The following is a 25,840-nucleotide window of genomic DNA, read 5'->3' on the forward strand; positions in this document are numbered from 1 at the left end:
TCCCGTCATTATTGCGATATCGGACAAAAACGACAATCATATTTTATTGAGCTGGTAGTCGCCCGACTAACGAGCGCCCGGTTGACGAACGGCAGGCCGGCAAAACCGGATCAGCGAGCGTGACGATGGCTATTTGAACGCAACAGAAAACGCATGCGCCCCCCGGGGGCACCGCGGAGCGAAGCGCAGCGTCCGACGATTGGACTGGGTGTCATGGTTCAGATCGGGCGTTTCGGTTTTGATCGAGCGCGACCATGCCGTCAGGCATTGAAGCGTTGGCCGACTAGGCCAACTCCATTTTCAGTTAGAATAGATGAATCTATGAGCGGTTGACCATTTTTTTGAGACTCTTGCCGCTCTACCGCGATCGCGAGGCTGAGCATGATGCGGCGCAGGCCGGGGTCATTGAAATCCTCGGCCGCGACCTGCCGCGGCGACCGCCAGAGCCGCATCGCGGCAATGGCTTCGATACGGTCGGCCTCGCCTTGCGCCAGGTCGTCGGGGAGCGGCACGGGCCGCATCTTGTGCGGCAGGAACCTGACGAGGCAGTTTGGAAAGCGCATCCGGTAAACGTTTGAGGTCTGCTCATTCTTGGCCTTCGGCCGATCGGCGGTCGGCTCGATCGGGACACACCTACGCTGCTTATCCAACAAGCCGACTGCGGCAAGATTCTTGAGGGCACGGTGGACTGTTGCGCGCGATCGGCCGCTTTTCTGCTCGATCCACTCCCAGGTCGGGAATACCTTGCCGGCACAGGTCCGAGCCAATTCAAGCAGCACCTTGAGGATCCTCAGCGCCCCCGGCGTGAGCAGCATGATGCGTCGCTCGTCAGGGGTAAGAACGCGGCCCTCCGCCTTGGCGCTTCGCCTGATCGCGTTCTTCTGGTCTTCAAGCTCGGCCGCACGTGCGTAGATCCGATCGGTCTCGCCTTTTGCGTAGCTATAGAAGAAATCGTCCTCGAATGTACCGGCGAGCCGGCTGTTTGCGTGAACCTTGGCGCGCGTGGGGTTAGGCCCGCCTGATCTCGCGCGGGTCTGGGTTATCGTGATGCGCTCAAGCGCCATGAAGCTTGCGCGTGCGACTGATACGGCTTGCATCTTCCATCCCCTTTTGGGGCTAGGACCGGGGCAAAGAATTCCCGTGGCGCAAAGCGCGCATCCTTGAACCGAAGCTCGGAAGTCGCTATGTGAGGGTCGGTAGATGGACCCGTGGAAGCCCGGCAAGGCTCTCACATTTAGACTTCTGGGATGCCCGGCCTTTGCGCCGGGCTTTCCTTTATGTGGTCACAGCCCGCACCCTGTCTTGCCAGTCGCGTCGTGCAACCAGTCCAAATTTGATTGTGGCAAAAGCGACCCGTTCGCGAAACAGCTAGAGTTCGTGCTTTCGCCGACCGAAGTAGGAAAAAGTTCGTGCTTTCGCCGACCGTTGCTCGCAGCGTTCGTGCTTTTGACGACCGAGATTCGTGCTTTCGCCGACCCGACTTCGTGCTTTTACCGACCGATCAACATTCCGGCGGGACCCGATTCGGAATGGTTGGGAACGGTGTTAGGCGGCTGAGAGCAGCGCGCGCGGGGTAATCCTGACGCGAGCAGCGCCTGCATTGCGTCGTGCGCGACCGTTTGCCGGTATTACCGGGACGTCCAGGAGGTCAAACGCAAAGCCGGGGATGACATCTTCGTCCGCGATACGTTTCAGCTCGAAGCGGAAGTGCTTGAGAGAGCTTTGGTAGCCCAGCTGCAGGCGAAGCTCATCGAGGTCGACCTCGATCGGACCCGTGACACAAGCAGAACGCGCCACTTCATACAGCCGACGCTCGACCGGCCCGAGCTGGAAATAGCTGGGCGCGTAGTCGAGGACACGACGATCGCGAAGGATGGCGCGATAGAGCCAGTCGCACAGCCGTACTTTCACGGCCTTCAGCCGTTTAACCCCGGTCTTCGTCTTCGAGTAATGAAGCTGCGCCTCGGACAACCACGAGAAAAAACCGGCCTGGCCTTCGCCGCCAGCTTCTATGTTCGTCTTGATCTGCGTGCCCTGCAGGCGCTCCAGGGCGTCTGACAGTCTGGAATAGGAGCGGGCCGAGCCGCTGATACCGGTGATCCGGAAGAGGTCGTGAGCGGTGAAATAGAACTCCTGCGAAACATTCATGCCAGCATCGAGCTTCGCAACCATCAGGCTGGCGATATAGAGAAGCACTTCCTTGTCGTAGATCGTCGCAACCCCTTTGGAGGTAGCGACGATTTCGATCGAGACCGACTCATTCCGATAGGCGAGCGGTTTCGTCCACGTGCCCTTGCTGAGGGCAAAGAACGGGAACGCCATTAGGGATTGTTCGCCCCGAACCTCGGTGAGAAGCGGGCTGTCGAGCGAGAACAGGTCGCCTTGTGGTTTTGCTAGGCTCATGCCTCGCTCTCCTGACACCAGGCAATCGGTCGGCGAAAGCACGAAGATTGGGTGTTGAGACCAATGATAGGCCTGAGCGTGGCGGTAATCGAGTGCGAAAGTTCGTGCTTTCGCCGACCGTTTTAAGATTGGCGAGTTCGCCTTCGTGCTTTCGCCGACCGTTCGAGGACACCCTGCGCACCCAGCATGGTTAGCATCTTGTTGGATAACGCCGTGGCGTCCTTTAAGGTGTCACCAAATGGACACGGATTCGTGGCCGTGATCGTAACGGCACGAGACCTTTGAATGACGACAAGACTCCATCTGGAGGAGATCATCCAGCCGGCCGCGCTTGCTTTCGGAGCGCGCGTTAAGGCGCGCCGGAAGGTGCTTGGGCTTACCCAGACCGACATTTACAAGCGTACGGGAATCGGGATCGGATACCTATCATCGATCGAGAGGGGCCGCGCCAACCCGACGCTGGACATGATGATAAAGCTCTCGGCAGCGTTAGGTATGGAGATCTGGGATTTACTGCGTCCTTCTGACGAGCCGGCCGAGGCTAAAGAGAGTATAAGTCCTTAGGCGTCGTCAATCGATCTCGTCGAAGGGATTTGGGAATAAATTCACGATGTTGGTCTCGCTAGAATCTCGGATAAAGGTCTTCGGATCGACATAGGTATCGGCGAAACAGGGATGGGTTGTACGATCAAAACACTCACGGAGCCATTTTACCGTTGCCAAAATGGCCGGGGATGGCTTTGCTTTGGATCGATAGACGAGACGAAGTTCTCGTCGTATCCGTAGTTCTGGAGGTACCGGAGCCGCAGCGCTGGTAATCTCGCTAACAAAGGTGGGCAGCGCACCGATACCAACCCCCTTCGTAACCGACCAAAGCTGAGATAGCGAAGAATTCGTTCGCATTGCGATGAAGCCTTGGGGGCGTCCCGTGCCGATTAGAAAGTCGAGTTGCTCCGAGCGCACGCCAGGACCGACATGCTCAACGATCCGATGATCCTTGAGCGAGTCCACGGTTGATGGGACACCGTGCCGTTGGATGTAGCTCTTGCTCGCATATACAGCGAAATGAATGGTCGCCAATTTCGACGTAATGAGATCGGGCTCCGCTGGCTGTTCGTACGTCAGCCAGATGTCAGCCGCGTGCGCTCGATCACGGGTAAGGTCGTAGTCGAAATCTAGACCAATGGTCATGTTCGGCAGGATTGCCTGTAACCGCGACATTCTCGGCGTCAGCCACAGCGTTCCGATACCCTCCGTACAGGCTATCGTGATCTGTCCCGGCTTCACGAGAACGTCTTTGGTGCCATCCGACACATCCCATTCCGCGGCGTCGCTCATCGCCTGCCCAATGCGAAGAAGCTTCTCTCCATGCTCGGTGAGGACAATCCCATTGGCACTACGATGTGCCAGATGGAGGCCGAGCCTTGACTCTACGTGCTTTATTCTCCGGCGGATCGTGTTCACCACGACGCCATGATCTGAAGCGACCTTCCGCATACTGCCCAGGCGCTGGACGGCACGGAACAGCCTCACGTCGTCCCACTGCAGGTCGGCGAACTCGGCCTGCTGTTCAGTGTTCACCCCTGGAACAGGTGGTGCAACTTTTGTGATCCTGCCGGCCGGCCGCTTTCGCAATATCACCCTCCCGCAACGACGCCACGCGAGGGATATCAAATGTTTCAAGAAGTTGGCAATCCGATAGGCTCCGAACCGGCCTTTTTCTGGGATGGTTGCTTCGATGAGCGGATGAATACGCTCATCACGCGCAATCACCGTCGTCAAATTCGGCTGCAGCGCGTGCTCCCCGGCAGCACCATAAAAATGATCGACGACGTGCGCGATCTGCTTCCGCTGGCGGACCCGGTCCAGGTCGCCCGAATGCTCGAGAAAAACCCGGATATCGTCCGATCCGTAACGGTGCCCGGGCAAAGCGGCACCGCGAGCCTCTTCGCCTACCTTCCGCTCAATGCGTACGGAGCATGGGCGCTGATGACCGGCCGATATGATGGCAGTAAGCCCGACCCGGCCTGGATTTGCTCGGCTGGTGAAAAACCGTCTGCGATCGCTATCTGGCTGATCGTGGCACCGGGGTTGCTGACCCGCATGTTCGAGCCGATCGCGCGGCTTTTCCGTGAACTCTGCCCGGAAGGCTGCGCCATATTCTCGTATGGGGCGACGGATGCTTCGGCAAGCATTCAACGCGCTGTCGGTTTTCGTCCGGCCCAGGAGATCTTCCCCGGCGCCCCAGCCCACCTGGTCGCGGCATGCCCGGACAATGCCGTGCCTATTGATATCGCCCGAAACATCGAGCGGGCCCGACGTGCGCATGTGCACGTCGGCGTCGCCCGCTCGATCGAGGATATGGCCAAGGTCTTCTCGGTCCGCTCCGCCACCTTTCAGGCTGAACAGGCATGCCCTTACGAGGAGGAGTTCGACGGCAACGATTTTTGCGCAACACAGCTTCTGGCTTATGTTGGCGATGACCCGGCTGCCTGCATTCGCATCCGCTATTTTGGTGATTTTGCAAAGCTCGAGCGCCTTGCTATTCGCCGCGAATATCGAAGCCGGAGCCTATCACGCCCGTTGGTCGAGGCTGCGCTAGCGCACTGCGCGCGTAAAGGTTTCCGCCGGATTTACGGGCATTCGCGTTCGGATCTCGTCGGATTTTGGCAGCGCCTAGGTTTCGATGTCATCCCGGCACGCGCGCCTTTCTGGTTCTCGGACGTGGAATATGTCGAGATCGTTGCGGAGTTGAGCGCGGATCCGCTCGAAATCCGGTTCGGGATCGACCCGATGATGGCGATCAGGCCAGAGGGCCGTTGGGACGAACCTGGCCCGCTCGACATGTCTCTCGTCCGTTCGTCGTTAGCGGCATGAACAGGGTGTTTAGCCGTCCTCAAGCGAAAGCTGCAACTGTGCCAGGGGCCGAGGAGATTGGTGCGCCCAATAGCCTTGAATTGCGATCGCGTTTTGCGGATCGAGTCCAAGCCCTGCTTGGCGAGTTAGGGTTGTCCAAGGATGACCTTGTCGAGCGTAGTGCGCTTCCGTCGAGCCGGGTCGATCTTATTTTAGCCGGCAGTCTCGTCCCGCTCACTTTCCGCGACCTGACGATCATCGGGGCCGTTCTCGGTATGCCGGTTCACACCCTTCTTCTGCCGACCAGCCCTGCGGTCGAGGTCGTATCGCTCGAGGTAGTTGAAGAGCGTGGATCGGGCGACGCCTAGTTCCTGCGCAACGTCCGTGGCGGTTGCGCCTGGCGCACTAAGCCTTTCACGGATTTCCGGCAATTTGTCTGGGCCAAGCAGTCGCTTGCGTCCTGGGGGCGACATCTCGGCAGGATGTGTCTTGATGCCGTGGATGTGCCGATAGTGGGTGTCCAAGGCATCGAGCATCGCGTGGAGCTTATCATCAACACCGGGCTCGACAACAATCCGGGGCGTACAGATTTCAAAGCTGACGCCATTCCGCAGCAGCTTGGCTATTGCTCGCACGAGCATGGGGGTTGCGATCGCTAGGCAGGAAAGATCGTGGACTTTGACCCGATCACCGGCCTCAAGGCCGATGCCCTTGCGCTCTAGCAACTCGGTGAGCTGGTTGAAGGTCTTCCGTCCCGCAAGAACCTCGATGTCATCAGGGTCCAGGCACAACTGTTGGCGTTCAATCGTCGGCGAACCCGGTGTTTCCGCGAGAAAAGCGACGCTTTTGCCCAATCTTCTGCCCTTTAAGCGGAGCTCATTGCCCAGTGACCCGGACGACGCTTGGCAGCGCCACCCACTAAAAAGGGCATTTTCTATGTCAGGCCGCCCGAATCGGCAAGCGAGGGACGACGCGGGGCGGAAGCGATTTCTCAGTCAAAACCGCCAGATACAGATCCGCCGCCCTGGCGATTGCGGGTTGTAAGATTCGTCATATATCCATATGGATCAAATTTGTACTAAGCTGACGGAAGGCGGTCATGCTTCCAGTGGGTCTCACGGCAAAGGCGATCCTGCTCTGCGCAGCAGGGCTCGGAGGCGGCGTGACGCCGCTGCCAGCGCCTTATGCGATCTCGGTACGTGCGGGTGCAGCGCTGAGCCGTGAGCCCGTTACCGAGGCCGACGCTGAGGCGACGGTCCGGGATCTCATCACGTTAGGCGCGGATTTCAAGGCGGGTCCGCTTGCGATCAGCGGGCGCGACTTTGCCACCTACGGCGTATCGTCCGCGTCGGTGTTCGACGCGAGCGCGCTCTCGCACGTCGATGATGGCGCGCCGGGTGCGCCGCTCGATCGTGCGCCGATTGTCTCCAATGTCGCAGCCCTCGTCCGTCGCGCCTTTGGCGCGCGGATCACCGACACGATCCGGCCGATGAACGCGAGCTATGGCGCGCGGTATAGCTGGCATAAGTTCGGCCAGGCGGTCGACTTCGTGCCGGCAGGCGGCGTCAATTCGATCAACCGCGATCAGATCCGCGCCTTAATGGCACAGAGCGGGTTCCGCTTGATCGAGCTCCTCGGCCCGGGTGATCGCGGCCACTCCAACCATTGGCACGTCGCCTTCGCGCGTCCGGGCCAGGTGATCGACGGGACACGGCCGATCGAGGAGGATGAAGACTGGATCGTCAACGTCGCCAGCGCGGACGCGCCGGCTTCGGCGCCGGTTGGGACCGATGCGCATCCTGCGCCTGCCTCGGTCCTGCAAACCGCAGCGAAGGCCCCGCCACAATGGGATGTCTTCGCCAGCGCGGCTTGGCGCGCTTCTCAGGGAGGTGGTTCATGATGCGACGTGTTCTGAATAAGCTGAGCGGTGTGACTGGAGCGGTTGCGCTGTGCGCGGGCGGTTTGGTCGTCGTGGCTGCGCCCCAACCGGCCTATGCGTCGGACTGGGGCTGTCAGGTTATCCTGTGCCTCGCGACGCCGGGCTCGCCGACGAAGTATGCAGAGTGCGTTCCTCCGATCACGAAGCTGTGGAACGCGCTTGCGACGGGCGGCGGGTTCCCCTCCTGCACCGGGGTCGGCATCAAGACGAAGTCGGCGAAGCACGGATATACCATGAGCGTGACCCAGCCCGACGGCAGCACGTCGCGCTACTCGCTCGACACGCGCTACCAGACGGTGACGCAGCAATGATCCATGCCGTCGCCGCCATTACCGTCCTGGCGCAGCAATGCGCGTCCGAAGTCGCGACCGAAGCGGTCGTGCCTCTCGTGATGACGGAGAGTGGCGGCGATGATCTGTCGATCAACGTGAATCGTGGCCCGCGTGTGCGGGCCGGCTCTGCTGCCGAAGGTGCCGCGCTGGTGCGGCGCTATATGGCGCAGGGCTACACGGTCGATGTGGGCTTGGCCCAGATCAACTCGGCCAATTTCGCGCGCCTCGGCGTGAGCGTCGAACAGGCGTTCGATCCGTGCACGAACCTGCGTCTCGCGTCGTCGCTGCTGCAAGAGGGCTATGGCCTCGCCAGCCGTCACTACAGCGGCCTCGACGCAATTTCGGCGACCTATTCTCTCTACAACACCGGCACGCTGACGCGGGGCTTTCGCAACGGGTATGTTGGCCGCGTGTGGTCGGCCGCAAGCGGCATGGGCACGATTCAGGCTGCGCCGCCTATTCCGGGCGCGCCTGCTGTGGCGGCCGGTTCAACCAGCGCGGCCAAGCCCGTCAGCAGCGACGATAGCTGGGTGGTCGGTCAGGTGGCCTCCAATTCAATCGAGGTTTTCAAATGAGCGTCGATAATACCGTTGCACGCCCCGGACGGGACGTGGAGCCGGAAGCCGTCGAGGCTGGCTTCAAGTTGCCGCCCGATCTGGCCGATCGATACGACGTTCGAGTTATCCCGGCAAAAGACCCCAACGAAGTTCGGATGGGCATGTTTCGGGCGGGTGATCGCGGAGACCCATCGATCGAAGTCCTCGGCAACAGTGATCGCATCGTTGCCCGGAAGGAGGATCCGGAGACCGTCGCTGCGCTGGTGAAGATCGCGAAGCATAACGGTTGGGAGGGCATCGATGTCGATGGATCTCCCGAGTTCAAGAAGGCCGTTTGGGAGGCCGGATCGCGCGAGGGGCTGACGGTTCGCGGCTATGAGCCGAAGTTCGAGGAACTGGAGCGGATGGCGGATTTGCGGCGTGCGGATGAAGCACGACGCGAACGCGAGGCGGCCGCAAAGCCGGCGCCGATCGTCGAACAGGTTGCGCCGATCGTGGCTGCCGTGGCGGTCGAAGCGGCCGTTCCAGCGCGGTCGGCCGATGTCGGTCGCGACGCCGTTGCGGAAGCGGCGCCAGCGCAAGGCAGCACGGGATTGTCGGATGCCGACAAGCGTCTGTTGCTGACGCTGAGCGTTTATACCCAGGACCATAAGGCACTCTCGGAGAGCCTGACACCGAACCTGGAGCCGATGGAACGAGAGTTCCGGTACGAGCGCCTCGAAGTGAATAACGAGGCGCTCAACGGTGCGTTGGAGCGGGCGCTCGAAAGCCCGTCGCTGGTCAGCTCGTTCTCCAAAGCGGGCTATGAGCCCGACGATCTGCGCCGGATGGCGCGTGACAAGGAGTGGGACGGTGAGGTCGCGGATGCGGTTTACATCGTCCGCTCGGGGCTCAATCGTCATGAGGTGGCGAAAGAGTTGGTCGCGTCGTTCGTAGAGTCGGAGCGGTCGGAGGAACGGGCTGGGACGCGACTCCCGTATCCGCATAAGCTGCCCGAACCGGCAATCGTCCGCGAGGAGCGGGTGCATGGCGCTGACGTCGCGCGGGACGAGAATGAGGAATTGGCGGAGCTGTTCCTGCGCGGCAACGCCGAGCGGATTGAAGCTGACCCACGCCTTGCCAATGCGGTCGAAGCGCAGGCGGTAATGGAGCAGCATATTAGCGTGGCTTTCGAGGGGGACGCGGACCGGATCATGTCCGCCAACCTCGAGAGCCGCGAATTGATCTCGGCCGCGCTGTCGCGCGGCCTGGATGTTTCGGTTCGTGAGCCAGCCCCCGTTCGGCAGATCGAACCGATCCAAATCACCCCCGACCTCGAGAGGTAAACTCAAGCCATGGAGACCCGTATGAAGTTCACACGCCAGATGGGCCGGATGATGTCCGATCGCCGCGCCCGGCAAATCATGGGCATCGCAGGTGCGGTTGCCCTTATCTCGATCGCGCAGCCCGTTCTTGCGCAGAGCAGCGGCGGGACGTCGATCGAGACCGGTCTTTCGACCATCAAGCAGTGGATGACGACGGTCGCGTCCGTCGTCGGGGTGATCGCCGTGATGGCGGTGGGCTATGCCAAGCTCACCGGTCGGATGGACTGGGGCAAGGCGGTCACGGTGCTGATCGGCATCGGCATTATCTTCTCGGCAGCGACGATCGTCGGCTGGATGGGCGGATCGGCGTAACATGGAAGACAAGCTCGCCGAGGATAGAGTGTTCCTCGCCCTGACCAGGCCATCGGTGTTCATGGGATTGCCGCTCGAGGCGATCCTGCCGATCATCATGGTCTGCATGGTGTTCTGGGGGATTTTCCACAATCCCTTCTACCCCCTGGCCTTGTTCGGGGCGCTCTACCTGCCGGCGCGCTGGGTCTGTCACTACGACTTCAATGCGTTCCGGTTGTGGGGCCTGTGGTTCCAGACGGGCTTTCTATCCAAGAATCGCAAGTTCTGGGGGGGCGGGAGTTACTCTCCCGTCCGCCTCGCCAACGGCGTGAAGCGGAAGCATTTCGGCAATGACTGATAGCAAGCTGAAGCATAAGAAGATCGCGCTTCGCGAGGCGGATGACATCAAGTTCATCCCCTATACGCGACACGTCAACGATACCCTGGTCGCTCTCGAAGACGGCTCGCTCATGCGCATGTACCGCGTCGATGGGCGGCCGTTCGAGACCAGCGACATCTCCGACCTCAACACATGGCATAGCAAGCTCAACATCGCGTGGCGCTCGATCGGTGACGATCGCGTCGCCATGTGGACGCATCTCGTGCGCACTGCGACCGACCCTGTTCTCGGGGGGGAGTTTCATTCCGACTTCGCCCGCCAGTTGCAGGAAAAGTACGCTGCGACACTGCGCGAGAAGGTCCTTTATCACAACGAGTTCTACGTCACGATCCTGGTGCGACCGTCGAGCATGGCGGGAGATCAGGTCGGGCGCTTCTTCTCGAAGAAGCAGGCCAACACCGACATCGATGATCGCGCGATGGTGCTGATGGCGGACAAGTGCCGTGATTTTGAATCGCTGCTCGCCGACGTCGTGCCGGAGCCGTTGTCGCTCTACGAGAATAACGGCGTGATGTTTTCGCAGCCGATGGAGGTGCTGCACTTCGTCCTCACCGGCGATCGCATTCGTATACCGCTGCTGAACGGCAGACTCGGTCAGGCGCTCTACTCCTCGCGCATCGTGTTCGGTCGCGAAGCGGCAGAGATCCGTTTGCCGCACAAGTCGCATTACCTCGGCATGTTCGGGGTGCGTGAATATGTCGCCAGCACGCGCAGCGGGCAATTCAACAGCCTGCTGACGCTCGATTTCCCGTTCGTGCTGACCCAGAGCTTCGCGCCGCTGGTAAAGTCGGTCGCGAGTGAGCGCTTCACGAAAAAGTACAAGCAGATGGTGTCGTCGGACGACGCCGGTGTCAGCCAGGCCGAAGAGCTGCTCGAAGGTGTCGACGATCTGATGGCGAACCGGTTCGCCATGGGCGAGCATCATCTGTCGATCTCGGTGATCGATGAGGATCCGAAGCGTCTGCTGGAGCGGCTGTCGATCGCGCGATCGGCCGCTGCCGATACCGGCATGGTGATGGCGCGCGAGGACGTTGCGCTGGAAGCTGCCTTCTGGGCGCAGCTTCCCGGCAACTTCAAGATGCGGGCGCGGCCTGCGGTCATCAACACGCGCAATTTTGCGGCGCTCAGCCCGTTCTACACGTTCCCGGCCGGTCGCAAGTCCGGGAACCACTGGGGCGATGCGGTCACGCTGCTTAAGACGCGCGCGGGCTCCTCGTTCTGGTTTAATTTCCACCGCGCCGACATCGGCCACACGCTCATCATCGGCCCGACGGGCGGTGGTAAGACGGTGCTGCAAAACTTCCTGCAAGCGCAGCTCGAAAAGACTGGCGCCAAGCAGGTGTTCTTCGACAAGGATCGCGGTGCGGAGATCTTCGTGCGCGCGTGTGGCGGCACCTATCTGGCGCTGCGTAAAGGCGAGCCGACCGGCTTCGCACCGCTGAAGGGGCTGACCGCCAGCCCGCATGACATCGCGTTCCTGCGGCAGTTCATCCGGGTGCTGGTGCGCCGAGAAAACCGCCCGCTCAGCGTCGCCGAAGAGCGGTTGATCGATGAGGGTATCGACGCCGTGATGCGCCTGCCCGCGCCCTCGCGCTCGTTCAGCGCTTTGCGCGAGATGCTGGGCTACTCCGATGCCGAGGGCATTGGGGCACGGCTCGAGCGCTGGTGCCTGGGCGGCCCGCTCGGGTGGGCGTTCGACGGGGCGCAGGACGAGGTGTCGATGGCGGCGCAGTTCGTCGGCTTCGACATGACGGATTTCCTCGAAAACCCGGAGATCCGCACACCGACGATGCTGTACCTCTTCCACCGCGTCGACGAGCTGCTGAACGGGCAGCGTGTCGTGGTCGACGTCGACGAGTTCTGGAAGGCGCTGGAGGATGATGCGTTCCGCGCCTTTGCGCAGGATGGTCTGAAAACCTTCCGTAAGCGCAACGCCTTCATGGTGTTCGGCACGCAGTCGCCGGCCGACGCGCTTCGCTCGCCGATTGCGCACTCGATTATCGAGCAGACGGCGACCAAGATCCTGTTGCCCAATTCGGACGCGAAGCGGTCGGATTATTGCGACGGGCTGGGCCTGACCGAGGCGGAGTACCGGTTGATCCGTGAGGATCTGACCCCGGAGAGCCGGACCTTCCTGGTCAAGCAGGGTCACACCTCGATCGTGGCGAAGCTCGATCTAGGTGGGATGCCGAACGAGTTGAAAGTGCTTTCTGGCCGCGAGGAAACGCTCGTCGCCATGGAGGAGGCCATTGCCCATGCGGGCAGGGATCCCGCGGCGTGGCTGCCGCACTTCTACGCCAACCAAAGGAGAAGCTGACATGTCGCTCAAGAACATCATCATGTTTGCAGCCGCGCCGGTCGCGCTCGCTGCGTTCGCGTCGCCGGCCGCGGCCCAGGGCATCCCTGTGTTCGATACCTCGACCTACGTGCAAGCGCTCGCGCAGGTCCAGAATACGGTCAAGATGATCGATCAGGGAAAGCAACAGATCCAGCAAGCACAGCAGACGTTCGATTCCCTTTCGAAGCTAACCAACGTCAACAGCATTGCGCCCCAGTTGCTCAATTCGCAGGTGCGTAACCTCCTGCCCAACACGACGATCGATGTTGCGACGCTGACGGGAGGAGACTTGACCAAGCTTGGCTCACTGTCCGGCTTGGCGAGCAACATCCAGTCTCGCTACGGGCTGTCGCCAAGCGGATCATCTGCTGACGCAGCTTACGCACAGGCGCTGAAGGATGCCACGGGGTCCGCTGCGGCAACTGCCGCGATGGGCGAGAACACGCTTAGCGTCGCGCAGACCAGGATGCAGGGCCTCGACCAGCTTCGCGCCCAGCTCGATAACGCCAAAGATCCAAAAGACGTCATGGATCTTCAGGCCCGCGTTGCGGTCGAACAGGCGCAACTTCAGAACGACATGATTAAAATGCAAGCGATCCAGATGGCGCAAGCCGGTGAGTCCAATCTGGCAAATAGCGGCGCAGAAGCTGCGGCAGCTCGAAATGCCGCCGCTTTCTACGATGCAAATACGATCAGGAAGTAAAATGAAGAAGTTCTTGCCAGTTTTCGCATTGGTTGTTGTTTGCGGCTGCCAACAGGAGGTCACCATACCAACAGCACAAGAGCTGATCGCCAACCGCCCGTTGCTCAAAGAGTGGCAGACAAAATGCGACACAGGGAAGTATGGCCACCTCACTGCTGATCAGAAAGCTAGGTATTGCTCCACAACTCAGGAGGCCACCATATCTGTTACCGAGGCAGCCGCTGCGCAGAGCGCGATCGACTTCTACAATGCTAATACAAAAAGAAAATAGTTTTATCGTGTAAATCTGTGTCTATATCTTTGAGGTTTAGCGACAATGCCAAATGCCGCCCCCGTCAATATCATGACGCTGTTCACGACAATGTATTCGTACGTGGAGACGGCTATTGCTACCTCTGTTGCCTCCTTTGGTTCGGGGCTCGTTACATTCGTTGCTGCGCCACTTGCGCTTGCCGCAGTAATCTATTTTCTTCTGCTAGGCTTTGCAGTTCTAAGGGGCGCGATACAAGCGCCTCTACGAGAGCTGGTCTTCCAAGCGGGCAAAGTCGGGTTCGCGATCGCCGCTGCGAGCGCAGTCGGCTATTCGGCGTTCGTCGTCAATGTAGTGACGAACCTGCCAAGTGAGATCATTGCGGCGGGGTCGGGCACTCCTGTCACGAACCCTGGCACGACTTTCGATACGTATGTCTCCGATACTAGCAAGCTAGCAAGCAGGATGAGTGCGGCCAATGCAAAGGTACAGTTGATGCCTTCGAAGGGCCTAACTGACGTACGAACGCCACTTATTCAGCTCAGATGTTGGGTAATTACCTATCTTTGCATTGGTATTCTTTACGTTTTCGCGTTTTTCTCCGCCTCTATCGGTTTTTGTATCGTCATCTTTGCCAAGCTGTCGGTCGCAATTTGTGTCGCTCTCGCACCGCTCGCGCTTGCTTGCTTGCTGTTCAATTCGTCTCGCTGGCTATTTGATGGTTGGTTGAAACAGACAGCCAATTACATTCTGCTGATGGTTATAATGGCAATTATGACCAAGTTCATTACCGGTCTACAAGAGGCGGCAATGGATGGAATCATGGGGTCGGTTGGGGATGGTTCCGGCTTCGTGACTATAGAGGGTACGACGTTTACCTTGTCAGCCGATCTCATGCTTGCTGCGACCTTGGCTTGCTGCGCAATATACATCGTCGGCTCTATATTCTTCTTCCAGTCGCCCTCCATTGCCGCAGGCATAGCTGGTGGTGCTTCCTCAGGTGGTCATGGCTTCTTGCAAACCGGCGCGAACATGATGGCGAATAAGTTGATGTTTAAGCGCGCAACGCAGCAGGGGTCAAATTCTGGCGGTCGGGGCGGGTCTGCCAATCGATCGTCGTAGATCGGCTGACCGGCCGCTCTCGACTCACCAATCACGCACACCGCCCGCGCGGCACAGATACGAACGGAGACCGTATGAAAAGGCTGACTATCGTGGCGTTAGGCGCGCTCGCGCTTAGCGGTTGCACCGGGACTCACATCAAACCCCCATCGGTTTGCAACGGCAAGCACCGGCGACCCGCTAATCTGTATGGGACGATCCTGCCGAGCCTTCCGGTGCCGCTTTCTGGGTCGCAGCAAGGTGCGGGTCAGTCGATGGTCGCGCCGCCAAGCGGCGCAACGTCACCGGCTCCTGCCGCTCCATCAGACCCGGTGTTGATGCGGGACGATGTGCCCACTCCGGCCCCCACCCCTTCCCCGTCCCAGACGCCTGGGGCAGCGCCTGCTGCGCCAATGGGGCCTGGTGCGATGAATGTTCCACGATCAGCGCGTCGGACGTCCCAGCGGGATGTCGCGCTGTCTTACTCCTCCTGCTGAAGGGATCGGCGCCATGGGCGTGGTGAAGTCCGAAGACAAAGAGAAATACTTCGAGACGTCGAGGACGTGGGAACACGACCGTATGCGGGCGGCGATCCAGTCGAAGAAGCTTGCTTGGGGCGTTGCCGCGGGTGCTTGCGCGCTTTCGGTTGCGTCGGTTGCTGCCGTCGCGATGCTGGCGCCGCTGAAGACGGTGGAGCCCTATGTCATCCGGGTCGATAAATCGTCCGGCGAGACGCAGGTCATCACGGCCCTGAAGGGGCCGCGGCCGCGCACCTATGACGATGCGGTCAACCGCTATTTCATCTCGCAATATGTGCGTCTGCGCGAAGGGTGGCTGAACGACGCAGCGCGCGAGAACGCCTATACCGTGATGCTGATGAGCGATCAGTTCGAGGGGCCTCGCTACCTGAGCGGCGTTCAGGCCAACAACAAGAACGCGCCCTCGAACATCTATGGTGAGAAGGGCTTTGTCTCGATCTCGATCCGGACAATCAGCTTCCTCAGCCCGACCGTTGCGCAGGTTCGCTACACCAAGATCATCACAGTAGGTCAAAACACACCGGTCGCGCAGAACTGGAACGCGATTCTGACCTTCAGGTACACCACGGCGCCTGAGCATGAGAAGGATCGCAATCTCGATCCGCTCGGCTTCCAGGTCGTCAATTATCGTTCCGATCCGGAGGCGTGAGATGAGCGATCAGCCAAACATTCTGGACGATGGCGAGCGCGTCGCCGTCCCCTTCATGCCAGAGCTTCGCAAGAAACTCATTGTTCGCTTGTCACCGTCCACGACGGAGTTGGTGGTGACAGAGACCGGCTCGCAGAGCCGGTTCTGGCGCTCGGTTGGTGCGGTGTGGCGACGCCTTATTGCGTTGTCGATCGTCGGGGCTTGTGCGGTCACGTTGATGCCGCAAGCGGCGTTCGCGTCGGAGACACCGATCCCTGGCGGGAAGGACGCGCGCGTCCGCAACGTCAATTACGATCCCGACCAGGTGGTGACGATCGTCGGCAGTTTCCGCCACGCGATCGAGATCCAGTTTGGTCCCGGTGAGACGGTGACGCAGGCGGCGCTCGGCGACACGGTGTCGTGGCAGATCGCGCCGGTCGGCAACGTCGTCTTCCTGAAGCCGCGCGAGAAGGCGGGAGGGACGAACCTGATCGTCATCACCAACGCTGGCGGAACGCCGCGGACCTACCATTTCAACCTGTCGCTCGGGACGGGCGATACCATGTATGGCGTCCGCTTCCGTTATCCGCGCGAGGAGCGCGCCATGGCGGCCCTGCAGGTCCAGCTCGCACAGGTACAAACCGCCAAGGCGATCGAGACCGGCGTCGCCCAGGCCGCGCTCGATCATGCCGTGATCGAGGGCACCCGGAACATGAATTATACGGTGCAGGGCGATTCCGCGCTGCAACCGACCGAGATCTCCGACAATGGCGAGTTCACGGTGCTGCGCTATCCGGGGCACGCCGACATCCCTTCGATCTTCGCGGTCGACGTCGACGGGACCGAGACCATCGTCCCCTACGATGTGCGCGAGGATTTTGTGGTGATCCATGCCGTCTATCATCAGCTCCGCCTGCGTCGGGGAACGACGGTGCTGTGCATCTACAACGAGGCACCGCTGCGCAACGATCGCGGCGATCGGACGGGCACCGTTTCGAATGTGGTCGAGCGCAAAGTGAAGGGACAGTAACATGGTCGACACTGTGATTGATCGGGGCGGCAACGTCGCTGCCGATACCGTCCCTTCGAGCGACATCGATACCCCGGTCACGCGCAGTGGCGGGTGGGGCAACATCGCTTTGATCGGCGCCGGGGTCGGTCTCCTCGGCACGATGGGCGGCCTCATGATTGGCTATAGTGCGTTTCATCACTCTGCCAGCACGGAGGCTGCTGCGCAGCCGGCGAAGGCCAGCGAGCGGTCCGTGGACGACGTGATGGGGTCGTCGACCGCGCAGCGCGCGGCGTTGGCGGGTCAGCTCGGCCAGACCGGGGCCGCGCAAACTGACGTCTTCGGGCGGCCGATTAACCCAGCGGCCGGCGCGCAGGTTGCCGACGCGAACGGAAACCCCGTGCCGGCAACAACCACGGCGTCAAACGGGCAGCAGTCGCCGGCACAGCGGCGCGCGGAGCAAGCTCGCGCCATGGCGGATGCGGCGCGGCGATCGCCGATCATGGCCTTTGGCAATACGGGCATGGCGTCGGCCGTGCCTGGCTCTGGCGTGGAAAGGCAACAGGGCGCCGGGCAGGACGATGGGTCCCGTGGTGGGCAATCGACGGTTGCGCGTCGCGAGCTCGGTGCGAGCGGTTTCGGCGCGCCGGGTGACGACGCCCCGGCTGAGCCGGCAAAGGGCGCAACCGATTTCAGCGACCAGCTCGGCCACTCCGCGATTCAGACGGTGCGGGCGACGATGGTCGCCGATCGCAACCTGCTACTGAGCGCAGGCACCGTGATCCCCTGCACGCTTCAGACGGCGATCAACTCAACGCAGGCTGGGTTCGTGTCGTGCGTCATCAATCACGACGTCTATTCGGAGAACGGCCGCATTGTCCTCCTCGACAAGGGGACGAAGGTGCTCGGGCAGTATTCGGGCGGTATCACGCAAGGGCAGGCTCGCCTGTTCGTGCTGTGGACCCGCGCGTTGACGCCTCGCGGCGTTGCGATCGACCTCGGTTCGCCTGCGGCCGACGGTCTCGGCCGCGCGGGGCTTCCGGGCGGGGTGGATACGCAGTTCTGGGCGCGGTTTGGCGTCGGGTTGGTTATTTCGGTGCTGGAAGATGCCTCGCAGATCGCGAGCCGCTCGCTCGCCGGTGAGGGTAGCAACACGACGCAGGTTCCGAGCACGACCGGATCAACCGTCCTCCAGTCGACGATGCAGATCAAGCCGATCCTGAAGAAGAATCAGGGCGACACGGCTGCGATCTTCGTCGCCAAGGACTTCGATTTCCGCTCGGTTTATGACGTGGGGCTGAGGCGCTAAGCCGATGGCATCCAGTCCTACGTCGCTCATCTATGAGCATAATGCCGAGCCTATCCGACGGCACCTCGAGCGCGACGACGTGACCGAGCTGGTCATCAACGAGCCGGGAGTGATCGGTCTCGAAACCCGTAACGGCTGGGAGTGGCATGACGAGCCGGCGTTGGACAACGCCGCGCTCATGACGTTGGCGAAGCTGATCGCCGGTCTGACCAAGCAGGATATCAACTCCGAATATCCGGTCTGCTCCTCGGTTCTGCCGGGGGGCGAACGTGCCCAGGTCGTCGTGCCCCCGGCGGTCGAGCAAGGTTGCATCTCGATCACGATCCGCAAAGCGTCGGGCGTGACGATGAACATCGACGACTTCGAGCGCGCCGGCCTGTTCAGCGAGGTCCGCGCGCATGGTCTGTACGGGGACGTCGATGCCGATCTGCTGCGCCTGCGCGAAGCGGGCGACTGGCGCGGCTTTTTCAAGCTGGCGGTCGAAGCGCGGAAAAACATCCTGATTTCCGGCGCGACCGGCTCGGGCAAAACTAGCTTCTCGAAGGGGCTCATCAAGCTGATCCCGGACTATGAGCGGATCCTGACGATCGAGGACACGCGCGAGCTGGTCGTGCCGCAGCGCAACCACGTCCACATGATGTACGCCAAGGACGGCAAGAGCCTCCAGAAGGCCGGCGCCAAGGAATTGCTGGAATCGGCGCTGCGTATGCGGCCCGATCGGATCCTCCTCCAGGAGCTGCGCGACGGCACGGCGTTTTTCTACCTGCGCAACGTCAACAGCGGCCATCCCGGCTCGATCACGACGGTCCACGCCAACACGGCTGAGGGCGCGTTCGAGCAGCTCACGCTGCTGGTGAAGGAGTCGGAGGGCGGCAACGATCTCGATCGGCATGATATCCGATCGCTGCTGCGCTCGCTGGTCGATATCGTCGTGCAGATGCACCGCCTCCCGCCTGGCGAGGGTCGGCCGGCGCGCTATCGCATGACGGAAGTCTGGTTCGATCCTGCGAGCAAGCCGAACGATTGAGGAGAGTATGGCGTGAGCGGAAGATGGATGCGCAGCGACGAGGGATCGCAGCCGGCTGCGATCGCGTTTTTAGCGCTGATCGGAGTGGTGATGAGCGCGGCGATCGGCGCGGTCGCCGTCCTGTTCAAGGCGCACTTGCTCAACGCGCATACGCCGTGGCGCAAGGTGCCGGGCGCGCTCTGGGCGCTCAAGGGCTATCCGATCGTCTATGTGCCGTTCCTGATCGGTTTTGGCATCGGCTTGGTCCTGACCATCATCATCATCATTTCGACGATGTTCACGCGCCAGAAGCTGCACGGTGAGGCGCGTTGGGCGCGCCCCCCCGAGGTGAAGAAGGGTCTGTTGCTGTCCGAAACCGGCATCGTGCTTGGCAAGTTTAACGGCAAGGTGATGCGTTTTGGCGGTCCCGAGCATGTCATGCTCGAAGCACCAACCCGCGCCGGCAAGGGTGTGGGCGTCATCATCCCAAACTTGCTCGATTGGCCAGACTCGTTGGTCGTCCTCGACATCAAGCAGGAGAATTACGACAACACTGCCGGCTATCGGAAGGAGATCCTTCGTCAGATCGTGCTGTTGTTCAATCCGCTCGATACGGGTGGCCGCACCGTGCGCTGGAACCCGCTCGGTTACATCAACCGGCGCGATCCGGTCGAGGTCATTAACGAGCTGCAGAAGATCGCGGCGATGCTCTACCCCGACCCCCTCACCGGCGAAAAGTTCTGGGCCGAGGGTGCGCGAACCGCGTTCCTCGGCGTCACCGCCTATATCGCCGCAACTGTCGACGATGGCGAAGACGCGCTCCCTTTCACGCTTGGCGAGGTTTATCGACAATTCGCGGCCGTCGATGCCCAGCGGCGCTTCCCCAAGATCATCGCTGCCCGGGAGAAGGCTGGTAAGCCGCTGTCGACCGCGTGCGTTACGGCTATTCATGATTACACCGGCTCGTCGGCAAACACCTTCTCGGGCCTGCGCCAATCCGTCACGTCGAAAATCAATGCCTGGCTGAACCCGTATGTCGATGCGGCGACGTCCGAGAGCGATTTCGATCTGAGCGAGTTCCGCGACAAGCGGATCTCGCTCTACCTCGGCGTCTCGCCGGACGATCTGGAGCGCGTCGCGCCGATCTACGGCTTGCTTTTCCAGCAGCTCATCGACCGCAACGTCCGCGAGTTGCCGAAGGAGGGTCTGCACCAGGTCAAGGTGCTGCTCGCACTCGACGAGTTCGCCAGCCTCGGCAAATGCACCGTGCTGGCCAACGCATTCAGCTATGTTGCTGGCTATGGATTGCGGATGCTGCCGGCGTTCCAGTCGCTCGAGCAGATCCAGGGCGTCTATGGCGACAAGGTGGCGGCCGACATCGAGCGCAACTGCGCCGTGCGGCTCGTGCTGCGTCCGGCCGCTTTGTCCGAGGCGAAGAAGATCTCGGACCAGCTCGGCAGCTACACGTATAAGGCACGCTCGCGCTCGATGGGCACCTGGGGTGGCGGAGGCGGGTCGACGTCCGAGTCCGACCAGCGCCGGCCGCTGATGCTCCCGCAGGAGGTCGAGCTGCTGCCGGAAAACGATCTGATCGTTTTCCGTCGCGGCATGTACGCGACCTACGGCAAGAAGGTCCGCTATTACGCGGAGAAGCACCTGATCGAGCGGACCAAGATTCCGGCGCCGCAAATGCCGCCAATTCGCGTCGACCCCGCGATCGCAGCCAATAGCTTGCGCGTGATCGAGGCGACCCAGGCGGCCGCTGCCGCAGCCGCCACGACGCCGGGGGGCCCGTCCGCGTCTGAAGTCGCCAGCCCGAGCGGAAGCGAAGTGAAGAGGGGGCGGAGATTGAACCATGCTGCCATCGAGGATTGCCTTGCCGTTTCGCCAAAACAGCAGGTCCGCACGCTCTTCGACGGTCTTTGCATGGTCGGAGAGAAAGCTGCGTAACACAATGAACATCTCGCGACACAACGACCGCAGTCCCGCCATTCAAGGGGAATGACATGAACGACGTAGTGTTACCTGTGACGGGGTCGGGACCGGTATCACGTCGCGGTCGCGCCTACAGGCGCAGTCGCACCAGATCCTACGGACTTATAATCTGTAGGAATGAATTGATAATATCAGCGGATTTGCTCCACGCCTAAGATCCCTCCACATGGTGGCGGTTGGAGGTGCTGGTCATGACGAAAACGTCCGCGAGATGCGCGAGCTCTGTCGAGACAGCGGCCATGCCCGCAGTGTTGTACGATTTGCAAAAAAACCTGCGCCCAGCCTTTCTTGATGCCATGCGCTTGGTGCCGGGTGCAGTCGCTATCATAGCTACAGCCTATGAAGGTATGCGGGGAGGCTTAGCAGCGACGGCGTGGAGTTCGCTCAGCGCTGATCCACCAACGATGCTTGCCTGCGTGAACCGGAATGCGTCGGCGCATGACTTGATCGGCAGGGCTGGGGCGTTCAGCATCAACCTGCTTGATGCCGATCACATCGAGACGGCGGCGATCTTCTCGGCGCAGCGCGGCTTAAGCGGGACCGATCGTTTCCTGCCCGACCAGTGGGAGGCGGGGGCGGGCGGCCAACCCCTTTTCCGCAAGGCAGTAGCCGCTTTCGAATGCCGCCTTAACGACATGCACGACACCGGATCACACAGCCTGCTCATCGGTCAGGTTTTGGAGGTCCGCGCCCGGCCCGAAGGGCGGCCACTGCTCTATCGTGAGGGGACCTATGCCTATGCTGTGGCACACGAGGGAGTGAAGGCATGACGACCGCGCTCGCTACGCCCGCCGAGATCGTCGACGAGGCACGCAACGGGCGGATGTTCATTCTGGTCGACGACGAGGATCGAGAGAATGAGGGCGACCTCGTTATGCCCGCGCAGATGGCGACCCCCGACGCGATCAACTTTATGGCGCTTCACGGCCGAGGGCTGATCTGCCTCGCGCTGACGCAAGCCCGCGCTGATAAGCTCGGTCTTAAGCCGATGTCCGTCCGCAACGGCTGCGCTCACGGCACCGCGTTCACCACCTCGATCGAGGCGCGAACTGGCGTCACCACGGGAATCTCGGCTGGGGATCGCGCCCGGACGACCGCGGTGGCGATCGATGCGGCATGCGGGCCGGAGGACATTGTCACGCCCGGGCATGTGTTCCCACTGGTGGCAAGGGACGGGGGCGTACTGGTCCGGGCCGGGCATACCGAGGCCGCGGTCGACGTGGCGCGGCTCGCTGGGCTGAACCCGTCGGGGGTGATCTGCGAGATCATGAACGACGACGGCAGCATGGCGCGGCTGCCTGACCTGGCGGTCTTCGCCGAGCGGCACGGACTGAAGATCGGCACCATCCGCGACCTGATCGCCTATCGCATGCGCCACGACCATTTGGTGCGCTCTGTAGCGGAGGCCAGCTTCGACAGCGTTCACGGCGGACGATGGACGGCGCGTACGTACCGGAACGAGGTGGACGGGTCCGAGCATGTCGCATTGCTCAAGGGTGCTCCGCCATTTGCCGAGCCAGTGCTAGTCCGCATGCACGCGAGTTCGCCATTTAATGACGTGTTCGGCGAACGCCATGCCAGTACGGGTCTTCTTCAAGCAGCGATGGAAGAAATTGGGGAGGAAGGCGTGGGTGTGGTCGTCGTTGTGAGGGGCGCGACACCTGCTGCCTTGTCAAACGCTTTTGCTCGGCGCGCAGCCAGCATGCCGCTGGAGCTGCGCGAATACGGCGTTGGCGCTCAAATCCTGGCGGGCCTTGGCATTCACCGTCTGACGCTGCTTACCAACTCGCAGCGACTGCCCGTCAGTATCGCGGGTTATGGCATCGAGATCGTCGAACGCCGCGCGCTCGCAGCGCGACTGCCTGGTCCAGCGCGCGAGCCGATAATGGAAACGCATGATGGCCGATGCTGACCAGCGCGCGATCCGGGTAGTGATCGCACGTGGAGGCACGAGCCGCGGCCTATACCTCCACGAACGCGATCTACCCCCACCCGGCGTCGCGCGCGACAGGTTACTGGCGAGGCTGATGGGGTCGCCAGACCTATTGCAGATCGACGGGCTAGGTGGTTCACGCCCAATCACATCCAAAGTTGCAATTGTGGCTCGGTCGACACGCGCGGATGTCGACGTTGATTACACCTTCGCGCAGGTCGATATCGCCACGGCCGGAGTGGGTTATCAGGGGAATTGTGGGAACATCTCGGCCGGAGTCGGACCTTTTGCGATCGACGAAGGATTGGTCGAGGCGCGCGAGGGCATGACGGAGGTTCGCATCTTCAACACCAACTCCCAGCGGCTGCTCGTCGCAGGCGTGCCGGTGCATGGCGGGCGCGCCGCGGTGTGTGGCGATTTCGTGGTTCCCGGCGTGCCGGGTAGTGGCGCGGAGATCACGATGAATTGGGCCGCGACAGTGGGCACAGCTACGGGCAGCCTGCTGCCAACCGGACGCCCAGTCGACAGAATCGAGTTGGAGAATGGCGGGAGGATTGAAGCGAGCCTATTCGACGCAGCCAATCCGTGCGTCTGGGTGCGAGGTCATGACCTAGGACTGATCGGCGACGAGACCCAGGACGCGATCAACGGCAACGCGCGTCTTTTGCAATTCGTGCGCGAGGTGCGCGGCAAGGCAGCGGTGCTGTTCGGGTTGGTAGGCGACTGGCGAGAGGCGGAAGAGCGCGCGGCCGGACTGCCCATGCTGGGGCTGTTGTCTCCACCGATCGCTTACCGAACCATCAACGGCGAAGGCGTTGCCGCGGACGCAATGGACCTGCGCGTCCATCTAATCTTCATGGGCGTGCTGCACGAGTCGATCGCGGGTACCGGTTCAATTTGCCTCGCCGCCGCAGCGCGCACGCCGGATTCTATCGCGCACGGCCTCGCCATCAACCCCGACGCGCCGCTACTTCGGATCGGCCATCCTTCAGGTGTGACGCCGACACGCGTACGCGCGAGCCATACCGCGGAACGGCCCCATGTTCGTTTCGACGAGCTCGGTTTCAGCCGTACCGCTCGTCGCATCATGGCGGGAGAAGCTTACTATCCTGCCGGGCTGCTCGGCTGAGTCTGCATGCGCCGCACCTCTGGTGCGTCGGGGTAGGCCATGTGCACGGCGCGGCGCAGATGCTCGCGGAAGCGCATCGCAGGGCCGGACAGGTTCCGTCCGGTCGCGGTGACGATGCCGATCGTACGCAGTATTTCGCAGTCCTCGATCTCCACGAGTCCGATAGTCGGGCGAAATTCGGCAGGAATCAATGTTGAGGGATGGATGCAGACGCCAAGACCCGCGGCGGCCATGGCGAGGAGGGTCATGACGTTGGTGACGCCGCGGGCTGGGGCCGAGAGCGTGATGTCCAGCCCGCGCGCCGCAGCCGCTTCCTCGATCGCGCGGCGCAACGCGACATGGCCATCGGGGCTGAGTATCGAATATCTCAGGACCTCGGCGAAGGTCGCCGAGCCCTTTTGTAGCAACGGGTGGCCAAGCGGGGTCACGGCAACGCAGCGATCAGCGAGCAGCGGCTCAAAGGCAAGTGCGGGATTAGAACGCTCGAGGACCATCACTGCCATGTCGCATTCGCCGTCCAAAACTTCGGCGACGGCTGCATCGGGAATACGATCTCGGAGCCGTACGCTGATATCGGGATGCGCCTCCGCGAAGCTGCCTAAAATAGGAGCGAGCGCGACCGACGCTATCATCATGGTCGCGGCGACTTCGACCTGCCGTCGGCGCATACCTGTCTCGGCGTGAAACTCTTGCAACAGGTCGCGGAGCGCCCGAAGCGTTATCGAGGCACGCTCGTGAAGTCGGCGGCCATGTTGGGTCAACTCGACCTTGCGCGTCGTTCGTTCGAGCAGGCGGACGTTCAGTTTCTCTTCGAGCCGCTTGACGCGGTTGCTGATGGACGGCTGCGACAAAGCGAGGCGTTCGGCAGCGCGGCTGAAGCTGCCTTGGTCGGCGACTGCGAGGAAGGTTTGAAGATCTTCCAGTGATATGTCGAAGCGTTCTTTATCCATGCTGCCTCCGCTAATAGCTGTTATGTTATAGTCCTGCGCTATGAAAAGATAACGGAACGTCATTTGCCTGCCAGTCGGTTGCCTCGCCAGGGTGACAATAGAATCAAACGCTCCTGACGTTTGCGCGTAAGACGGAGCTGTACGCTGGAGAGGCTGCCATTCACGTTGACATAGGCGCGACCCGCGCCGGCGATGCAGAGGTCGCGCACCCCTATCCGGTGGCTCGGCAGGCTTGGACAATGGTCGGCCTGCTGATGGTCGCGAACATCTTCTCGTTCGTCGACCGCCAGATCATCAGCCTGCTCGTCGATCCGATCCGGGAGGACCTCGGTATCACCGACGTGCAAGTCAGCTTGCTGATCGGACCAGCCTTTGCGGTGTTTTTTTGCGTCATGGCACTGCCGCTCGGCCGCATGGTCGATACACGCAATCGCATTCGGCTGGCGGCGGTGGGTGTCGGATTGTGGAGCTTGGCAACGTTGCTGAGCGGCTTCGCCGATACCTTCACGCATTTGTTCATTGCCCGCATCGGCGTCGCCGCTGGGGAGGCGGCGCTGTTTCCGGCGGCTAATTCGCTGATTGCCGACAGCTTCCCTCCGCATCGTCGCGCCCGCGCGATCGGCCTGTTTGCGCTCGCTATCTACCTTGGCAGCGGCTTCGCGTTGCTGTTTGGCGGCGCGGTCGTCGGCTGGGCCGAGAGCGACGCCATCCGTCAGGCTATGCCGGGAATGTTCGCCGGGTTCGCATCTTGGCAGCTCGTGCTGCTAGCGGTTGGCGCACCTGGCTTGATTGTTGCTGCCCTGATCGC

General features: G+C 61.5%; 27 protein-coding genes. 21 read left to right on the forward strand and 6 right to left on the reverse strand.

The window, feature by feature from the left end; translation table 11 throughout:
- Positions 1-260 precede the first annotated feature (260 nt).
- Both L8K25_RS18695 and L8K25_RS18700 read right to left on the reverse strand, forming a co-directional pair.
- Positions 261-1,097 (reverse strand): helix-turn-helix domain-containing protein, encoded by an 837-nt coding sequence (locus L8K25_RS18695; RefSeq protein ID WP_242140508.1) that lies wholly within the window; start codon positions 1,095-1,097, stop codon positions 261-263.
- 448 nt (positions 1,098-1,545) lie between these two features.
- Entirely contained in the window at positions 1,546-2,403 is an 858-nt protein-coding gene (locus L8K25_RS18700) for a replication initiator protein A (RefSeq protein WP_242140509.1), read from the reverse strand.
- 285 nt (positions 2,404-2,688) lie between these two features.
- On the opposite strand from L8K25_RS18700, the gene L8K25_RS18705 reads away from it, so the two are divergent.
- Complete coding sequence (locus L8K25_RS18705) at positions 2,689-2,967, forward strand: helix-turn-helix transcriptional regulator (protein ID WP_242140510.1); 279 nt, start codon at positions 2,689-2,691, stop codon at positions 2,965-2,967.
- A 6-nt stretch (positions 2,968-2,973) separates the two neighbouring features.
- On the opposite strand, the gene L8K25_RS18710 is transcribed toward L8K25_RS18705, so the two are convergent.
- Positions 2,974-4,176 (reverse strand): LysR family transcriptional regulator, encoded by a 1,203-nt coding sequence (locus L8K25_RS18710; protein WP_242140536.1) that lies wholly within the window; start codon positions 4,174-4,176, stop codon positions 2,974-2,976.
- Here L8K25_RS18710 and L8K25_RS18715 point away from each other — a divergent pair.
- Entirely contained in the window at positions 4,150-5,280 is a 1,131-nt protein-coding gene (locus L8K25_RS18715) for a GNAT family N-acetyltransferase (RefSeq protein WP_242140511.1), read from the forward strand. The two genes, L8K25_RS18710 and L8K25_RS18715, sit on opposite strands and share 27 nt — an antisense overlap.
- A gap of 191 nt (positions 5,281-5,471) precedes the next feature.
- Here L8K25_RS18715 and L8K25_RS18720 read toward each other — a convergent pair whose 3' ends face one another.
- Complete coding sequence (locus L8K25_RS18720) at positions 5,472-6,113, reverse strand: helix-turn-helix domain-containing protein (protein ID WP_242140512.1); 642 nt, start codon at positions 6,111-6,113, stop codon at positions 5,472-5,474.
- Positions 6,114-6,358: 245 nt separating this feature from the next.
- On the opposite strand from L8K25_RS18720, the gene L8K25_RS18725 reads away from it, so the two are divergent.
- Genes L8K25_RS18725 through L8K25_RS18735 form a run of 3 tightly spaced genes read left to right on the forward strand, consistent with a single transcriptional unit; the run spans position 6,359 to position 8,105 of the window.
- The gene (locus L8K25_RS18725) at positions 6,359-7,159 is read left to right on the forward strand and encodes a muramidase (RefSeq protein WP_242140513.1); all 801 of its coding nucleotides are present in this window, start codon (positions 6,359-6,361) and stop codon (positions 7,157-7,159) included.
- Positions 7,156-7,509: a hypothetical protein gene (locus L8K25_RS18730; RefSeq protein ID WP_242140514.1), complete on the forward strand. Its 354-nt coding sequence runs from the start codon at positions 7,156-7,158 to the stop codon at positions 7,507-7,509. Before L8K25_RS18725 ends, L8K25_RS18730 begins: the two co-directional genes overlap by 4 nt.
- Entirely contained in the window at positions 7,506-8,105 is a 600-nt protein-coding gene (locus L8K25_RS18735) for a lytic transglycosylase domain-containing protein (protein WP_242140515.1), read from the forward strand. The genes L8K25_RS18730 and L8K25_RS18735 overlap by 4 nt, the downstream gene beginning before the upstream one ends.
- Here L8K25_RS18735 and L8K25_RS18740 read toward each other — a convergent pair.
- The gene (locus L8K25_RS18740; protein ID WP_242140516.1) at positions 8,069-8,668 is read right to left on the reverse strand and encodes a hypothetical protein; all 600 of its coding nucleotides are present in this window, start codon (positions 8,666-8,668) and stop codon (positions 8,069-8,071) included. The two genes, L8K25_RS18735 and L8K25_RS18740, sit on opposite strands and share 37 nt — an antisense overlap.
- A 12-nt stretch (positions 8,669-8,680) precedes the next feature.
- On the opposite strand from L8K25_RS18740, the gene L8K25_RS18745 reads away from it, so the two are divergent.
- From L8K25_RS18745 to L8K25_RS18815, 15 genes are all read left to right on the forward strand, one after another.
- Positions 8,681-9,412 carry a hypothetical protein gene (locus tag L8K25_RS18745; protein ID WP_242140517.1) on the forward strand — a complete coding sequence of 244 codons (732 nt, stop codon included), beginning with the start codon at positions 8,681-8,683 and terminating at the stop codon, positions 9,410-9,412.
- 21 nt (positions 9,413-9,433) lie between these two features.
- Positions 9,434-9,763 carry a TrbC/VirB2 family protein gene (locus L8K25_RS18750; RefSeq protein WP_242140518.1) on the forward strand — a complete coding sequence of 110 codons (330 nt, stop codon included), beginning with the start codon at positions 9,434-9,436 and terminating at the stop codon, positions 9,761-9,763.
- 1 nt (position 9,764) lies between these two features.
- Positions 9,765-10,100 (forward strand): VirB3 family type IV secretion system protein, encoded by a 336-nt coding sequence (locus L8K25_RS18755; protein WP_242140519.1) that lies wholly within the window; start codon positions 9,765-9,767, stop codon positions 10,098-10,100.
- Positions 10,093-12,459, forward strand: a complete 2,367-nt coding sequence (locus tag L8K25_RS18760; protein WP_242140520.1) for a VirB4 family type IV secretion/conjugal transfer ATPase — start codon at positions 10,093-10,095, stop codon at positions 12,457-12,459. The genes L8K25_RS18755 and L8K25_RS18760 overlap by 8 nt, the downstream gene beginning before the upstream one ends.
- A 1-nt stretch (position 12,460) precedes the next feature.
- Positions 12,461-13,183, forward strand: coding sequence for a type IV secretion system protein (locus L8K25_RS18765; RefSeq protein ID WP_242140521.1), 723 nt, complete (start codon positions 12,461-12,463; stop codon positions 13,181-13,183).
- Position 13,184: 1 nt separating this feature from the next.
- Complete coding sequence (locus L8K25_RS18770) at positions 13,185-13,454, forward strand: hypothetical protein (RefSeq protein WP_242140522.1); 270 nt, start codon at positions 13,185-13,187, stop codon at positions 13,452-13,454.
- Positions 13,455-13,499: 45 nt separating this feature from the next.
- Complete coding sequence (locus L8K25_RS18775; protein WP_242140523.1) at positions 13,500-14,555, forward strand: type IV secretion system protein; 1,056 nt, start codon at positions 13,500-13,502, stop codon at positions 14,553-14,555.
- Between the two features lie 489 nt (positions 14,556-15,044).
- Positions 15,045-15,722 (forward strand): type IV secretion system protein, encoded by a 678-nt coding sequence (locus tag L8K25_RS18780; protein ID WP_183937428.1) that lies wholly within the window; start codon positions 15,045-15,047, stop codon positions 15,720-15,722.
- 1 nt (position 15,723) lies between these two features.
- Positions 15,724-16,731 carry a TrbG/VirB9 family P-type conjugative transfer protein gene (locus tag L8K25_RS18785; RefSeq protein ID WP_242140524.1) on the forward strand — a complete coding sequence of 336 codons (1,008 nt, stop codon included), beginning with the start codon at positions 15,724-15,726 and terminating at the stop codon, positions 16,729-16,731.
- Position 16,732: 1 nt separating this feature from the next.
- Positions 16,733-18,019, forward strand: coding sequence for a type IV secretion system protein VirB10 (gene virB10, locus L8K25_RS18790; protein WP_242140525.1), 1,287 nt, complete (start codon positions 16,733-16,735; stop codon positions 18,017-18,019).
- A 4-nt stretch (positions 18,020-18,023) separates the two neighbouring features.
- Entirely contained in the window at positions 18,024-19,046 is a 1,023-nt protein-coding gene (virB11, locus tag L8K25_RS18795; RefSeq protein WP_242140526.1) for a P-type DNA transfer ATPase VirB11, read from the forward strand.
- Between the two features lie 12 nt (positions 19,047-19,058).
- A complete protein-coding gene (locus L8K25_RS18800) occupies positions 19,059-20,975 on the forward strand; it encodes a type IV secretory system conjugative DNA transfer family protein (RefSeq protein ID WP_242140527.1) in 1,917 nt (638 codons plus the stop codon).
- A 284-nt stretch (positions 20,976-21,259) separates the two neighbouring features.
- Positions 21,260-21,790, forward strand: a complete 531-nt coding sequence (locus tag L8K25_RS18805; protein ID WP_242140528.1) for a flavin reductase family protein — start codon at positions 21,260-21,262, stop codon at positions 21,788-21,790.
- The gene (gene ribB / locus L8K25_RS18810; protein ID WP_242140529.1) at positions 21,787-22,932 is read left to right on the forward strand and encodes a 3,4-dihydroxy-2-butanone-4-phosphate synthase; all 1,146 of its coding nucleotides are present in this window, start codon (positions 21,787-21,789) and stop codon (positions 22,930-22,932) included. The genes L8K25_RS18805 and ribB overlap by 4 nt, the downstream gene beginning before the upstream one ends.
- Positions 22,916-24,082, forward strand: coding sequence for a PrpF domain-containing protein (locus L8K25_RS18815; protein WP_242140530.1), 1,167 nt, complete (start codon positions 22,916-22,918; stop codon positions 24,080-24,082). Before ribB ends, L8K25_RS18815 begins: the two co-directional genes overlap by 17 nt.
- Here L8K25_RS18815 and L8K25_RS18820 read toward each other — a convergent pair.
- Positions 24,058-25,032, reverse strand: coding sequence for a LysR family transcriptional regulator (locus L8K25_RS18820; RefSeq protein ID WP_242140531.1), 975 nt, complete (start codon positions 25,030-25,032; stop codon positions 24,058-24,060). The two genes, L8K25_RS18815 and L8K25_RS18820, sit on opposite strands and share 25 nt — an antisense overlap.
- A gap of 239 nt (positions 25,033-25,271) precedes the next feature.
- On the opposite strand from L8K25_RS18820, the gene L8K25_RS18825 reads away from it, so the two are divergent.
- Positions 25,272-25,840 (forward strand): MFS transporter (locus L8K25_RS18825; protein ID WP_242140532.1); only part of this gene is annotated, 569 nt, incomplete at its 3' end.

Source organism: Sphingomonas sp. TREG-RG-20F-R18-01, from assembly GCF_022662475.1.
Taxonomy (GTDB): Bacteria; Pseudomonadota; Alphaproteobacteria; order Sphingomonadales; family Sphingomonadaceae; genus Sphingomonas.